This is a genomic window from Frankia sp. CcCS3 (assembly GCF_977927575.1).
Genome location: NZ_CDWRCL010000261.1, coordinates 1 through 5,268, shown reverse-complemented (window position 1 = coordinate 5,268; position 5,268 = coordinate 1). Strand labels below are relative to the sequence as shown.

Annotated in this window: 1 protein-coding gene and 1 pseudogene; both read left to right on the top strand. The window is 72.5% G+C overall.

The features are described 5' to 3' along the window. The first annotated feature begins 112 nt into the window (after nt 1-112). Nucleotides 113-3,415, top strand: coding sequence for a DISARM system SNF2-like helicase DrmD (gene drmD / locus AC08OQ_RS17490; protein ID WP_476602009.1), 3,303 nt, complete (start codon nt 113-115; stop codon nt 3,413-3,415). Between the two features lie 286 nt (nt 3,416-3,701). Continuing rightward, nucleotides 3,702-5,268: pseudogene (locus AC08OQ_RS17485) on the top strand (Eco57I restriction-modification methylase domain-containing protein); the annotation flags it as partial.

Here is a 5,268-nt window from a genome sequence, read left to right as displayed (position 1 = left end):
CCCTGGGCCTGAGATGGGGACCGAAGAGAGCCGGCACGGTGCCACCGGGCCGGGAATCGGTCGCCCGGCGTCCTGCCAGACTGGTTGGGCTGTTCACCAAGGGGGGTATCAGGTGCCGAGTTCGACGACCGAACGTGCTCCGTCAGCACGCCGCGTCCGCCAGCAGGCCATGGGCGGGACGGGGCCGGGTCCGGGGGTGCCGGCATCTGACGAGCGTCCCGACATCGGCGCGCTGGTGGAGGTCCGTGGTCAGAAGTGGGTGGTCGCGGACATCGACGGACCGGCCGCCGACGGGGCGCCGAGCACGAGCACGTTGGTCACCCTCCAGAGTGTGGAGGACGGTCGCTACGGCCACACCGTCGAGGTGATCTGGGAGGTCGAGCCGGGCCGGCGGGTCCTGCCCAGTGGTTCGCTGCCCGACGTCACCCAAGGCGGCTTCGACCCACCGGGCCGGCTGGCCGCCTTCCTCGACGCGGTGCGCTGGTCGGCGGTGACCTCCGCGGACGCCCGGCGGCTGCAGGCTCCGTTCCGCTCGGGGGTGGCCGTCGAGGACTACCAGCTCGAGCCGGTGGCGCGCGCCCTTGCGGCGCCCCGGGTGAACCTCCTGCTCGCCGACGATGTCGGCCTCGGTAAGACCATCGAGGCCGGGCTGGTCGCCGAGGAGCTGCTGCTGCGGCACCGGGCGCGCCGCATCATGATTGTCCGTCCGGCCGGGCTCACCCTGAAATGGCGTGACGAGATGGCCGAGAAGTTTGGCCGCGATTTCACGATCATTGACGCGGAGCGCTGCGCGGCGGTCCGTCGCTCGCACGGTAGCGGGGCGAACCCGTTCGAGGTCTACCCGCTGACGATCGTCAGCCTGCCCTGGCTGCGTGGCCCGAAGGCGCAGCGGCTGCTCGACGAGGTGCTGCCCGGCGATGGTCAGCCGACCTACCCGCGGACCTTCGATCTGCTCATTCTCGACGAGGCCCATCACATCGCCCCGGCCGCGCCCAGGCAGGTCTACGCCGTCGACTCCCAGCAGACCAAGCTGATCCGCCGGCTCGCGCCGCACTTCACCCACCGGCTGTTCCTGTCCGCCACCCCGCACAACGGCTACCTCGCCTCGTTCACCGCGCTGCTGGAGATCCTCGACGACCAGCGGTTCGCCCGGGGCGTCGAGCCGGACCGGACGGCCGTGGACGAGGTCGTGGTCCGCCGGTTGAAAAGCAGCATCGAGAACGCGGACGGCACCCCGCGGTTCCACCGGCGCCGCTCGATCGACATGCCGGTGGTCTACCCGGACGGCGAACGGGAGATCCACGGCCTGCTCAAGGAGTTTGCCGCACTGCGCCGGGCCCGGCTGGATTCGCCGCGCGGCCGCAAGGCGACCGACCTGGTGACCCTGCTGTTGAAGAAGCGGTTGTTCTCCTCCCCGGCGGCGTTCGGCCACACCGTGGGCGTCTACCGGGAGACCCTCGTGTCCCGGCACGGGCGCCCGGCCCACGCGTCCCGCCTCGCGGACGAGGCCGGGCCGGGGGCGCCTGGGCCATGGATGCCCGAGCCGTGGATGGAGGACTACTTCGACGACGTCGCGACCCTGGACGACGAGCAGCTCGCCGACGCCGAGGACGACGCCCTCGGCCGGATCGGGCCGATGCAACTCGATCCCACCGACGGCGAGATCGAGCTGCTGGACCGGATGCGGCGCTGGGCGGACGCCTACGAGGCCGAGCCGGACGCCAAGGCCCGCGCGCTGCTCGATTATCTGAACGCGGTGTGCCGGCCGGACGGGCGGCACTGGTTCGACGAGCGGGTCGTCGTGTTCACCGAGTACCGCGACACGCAGATCTGGCTCGCCGGACTGCTGCGCCAGGAGGGGCTCGCCGGGGAGCGGCTCGGCCTGTTGCACGGCGGGCTGTCCGTCGACGAGCGCGAGCAGCTGCGGCTCGCCTTCCAGGCCGAACCGAGCGAGCATCCGATGCGGGTCCTGCTCGCCACCGATGCGGCGAGTGAGGGCATCGACCTGCAGAATCACTGCCACCGGCTGGTCAACTACGATATCCTGTTCAACCCGAATAAGTTGGAGCAGCGGATCGGCCGCATCGACCGGTACGGGCAGCGCCGCTCCCCGGAGATCCGGCACTTCGTCGGCTCCGGCTGGTCGGGCACCGTCGACTCCTTTGAGGCCGACCTGGAGTTCCTGTCGCGGGTGGTGAAGAAGGTCGCGCAGATGAAGGCCGACCTCGGGTCGGTCAACGCGGTGCTCTCCGATCGGGTGCAGCGTCGGATGCTGGGGGAGCGGATCGACGTCGGTCCCGACGACCTCGACGTCGGTCCGGGCGGCTCCGTGGCCGCCGGGGGCACCGTCCCGGTCGCGGAGAACGTGCGCGAGCAGGTGCGCCGGCTGCGGGCGAACTTCGACGACACGGTCCGCGAGCTCGGCATCACCCCGGCGGCGCTGCGCCGCGTCGTCGGCACGGCGCTGAGCCTCGCCCGCCAACAGGCACTCACCCCGTACGTCGATGAGAAGGAGCACGCCGAGGGACTGTTCACGGTGCCGACGCTCACCGGCTCGTGGCAGCGCGCCTCCGCGGGGCTCACCGAGAAGCTGCGCCGTGAGGACCTTCCCCCGGGCACGCCGCCGCGCCAGCGGCCGATCACCTTCGACCCGGCCGTGGCGAAGGACCGCGACGACGTCGTGCTCGCGCACCTCGGCCACCGCCTCGTCGACATGTCGACAAGGCTGCTGCGGGGCGCCGTCTCCAACGCCGACGTCGGGCTGCACCGGGTCACCGCCGTGCGCTCGGACGATCCGCGCTGCGAGGAGGTGCTGATCGGCGCGTTCTCCCGGTTCGTGCTGGTGGGCGCGGACGGCGTCCGGCTGCACGAGGAGGTCCTGTACGCGGGCGGCTGGGCGCCGGCGACCGGGCGGTTCCGCCGCCTGGAGAACCTGACGGTCCTCGGCGATCTCGTCGGTACCGCGCTCGCCGCCGGCCGGCCCGTCTCCGGGGAGACACGGGAGCGGCTCGCCGAGCGATGGCCGGCGGTGCGGCCCGGGGTGCTCTCCGCTCTGGAGTGGCGGACGAGGACCCGCCAGGAGTCGCTGACCCGCATCCTCGGCCAGCGCCGGGCTGCCGAGGAGAATCGGATCACCACTATCCTCGATCAGTTCGCCGCGACGCTGCGCGGTGCGATCGAGGATCCGGAGAACGACGAGGACGCCCTGTTCAGCCGGTTCGAGATCGCCAGGGGCCGCGAGGAGCTGGCCCAGTACCGCAAGGACCGGCAGGCGTGGCAGGACCGGCTCGACCGGCTGGACCAGGAACGGCGACGGGAGCTCGACGTGATCGCGCAGCGATACCGTGACCCGAGGCAGCACCAGTTCCCCGTCGCGGTCGTCCTGGTCGTGCCGGCAGCGGAGGAGGCGCGATGAGCACCGTGGGTGCCACCACGCGGGGCCGGGGCATCCCCGGAGGTCGCAGCGGTGGCGGCGGGGGCAGCGGTGGCGGTGGGGGTCGGCGCCGGCCGCCCGCGCCGGACGGCTCCGCGCAGCACCGCGAATGGCTGAGCCTCATCGAGGTCAGCGGGCCGTTCCTCAGCCTGCCCGTGCTCCGGCGGGTCTGGCCGACGCTCGACCCGCTGGAGAAGAAGACCCGGGAACGCCTCGCCGGGAGCACACCGCCTGGCTGGACGATCCCGCTGGCGGCCAGGCGGCCTGGGTGCGTTTCGTCCTCGGCGAGCTACTCGGCTGGGGGAACACGCTCATCCTGCCCGATGACACAGATGACACAGATGACACAGATGACACAGATGACACGGATGACACGGACGGCGCGGACGGCGCGCTGCGCTCGTTCACCGTCGACGTCGGCGAGCACGACGCGCGCATCGTGCCGTCCTTCGTCCTCGTCGATCCGGACACGGTGGCCGCGAGGCCGTCCGAGGTGAAACCGGACGCGGTCCGCGTGCTCGGTCTGGTCGTCGCGCCGTCACAGTCCCCGACGGCGCGGATCGCCGGGCAGGCCTGGGCGGCTACGCCGGTGGACCGGGCGGCGATCGCCTGCCGGCATCACGGGATCGAGCTCGCGCTGGTGACGAACGGCCGGCAGTGGGCGCTGGTCTGGGCGCCGCGCGGCGGGGTGACGTCGACGGCGGTGTTCGACGCGGTGTCCTGGCCGGAGGCGGCCGAGCGCGACGTCGTGCGGGCGTTCGTGTCGCTGCTGTGCCGGCGGCGCTTCTTCGGCGTGCCCGACGACGAGACGCTGGTCCCGTTGCTGAAGGCGAGCCTCGGCAGCCAGGAGGAGATCACCGAGGCGCTCGGCGTCCAGGTCCGCCAGGCCGTGGAGCTGCTCGTCGCCGCCTTCGGCCGCTGGCACGTCGCCGAGCGGGACCGGGGTGGCGCCGGGCTGCGCGACGTCGACGCGCACGACGTCTACCGGGGCGCGGTCGCGGTGATGATGCGCATCGTCTTCCTGCTCTACGCCGAGGAACGCGGCCTGCTGCCCGCCGGCAACGACCTGTACGCGAGCACCTACTCCGCCGGCCGGCTGTGCGCCGAGCTGGAACAGCAGCTTTACGACGGCGCGACCGAGGACGACCTGGAGCAGCCGACGGCGGCCTGGCACCGGCTGCGCGCCCTGTTCACCGCCGTGTACGCGGGGGTCGATCATTCCCGGCTGCGCATGCATGCCTACGCCGGGTCGCTGTTCGACCCGGCCGCCCATCCGTGGCTGCCGCTCGGGGTGGACGACCGCACGGTGCTGCACATGCTGCGTGCCGTCCAGTACATCCAGGTCGGCAGCGGGAAGTCCCGGGAGCGGCGGACGCTGAGCTTCCGCTCGCTGGACGTCGAGCAGATCGGTTACGTCTACGAGGGTCTGCTCTCCTACGACGCCGAACGCGCCCCGGCCGCGGAGGTGGTCGTCGGCCTGGTCGGCCGGGAGGGGCTGGAGGCCGAGGCGAAGCTGTCCGAGCTGGAGGAGCTCGCCTCGCGTCACCGGGGCCGCCCGCTGCTCGCCGCCGCGCTCGCCGAGAGGTTCGCCGCCAGCGGGATCGGCGCGCCGAAGGCGGTCGAGCGCCGACTCGTTCCGCTGGAGGCCGGCGAGCGGGAGGAGGCCCGCAAGGCCCTGCTCGCCGTGACCCGCGGCGACTACCCGACCGCCGAGCGGCTGCTGCCGTTCCACGGCCTGCTGCGCACGGACCTGCGCGGCCAGCCCGTCGTGGTTCTGGAGGACGGGCTGTACGTCACCGAGTCGCCGCTGCGGAAGAACACCGGCACCCACTACA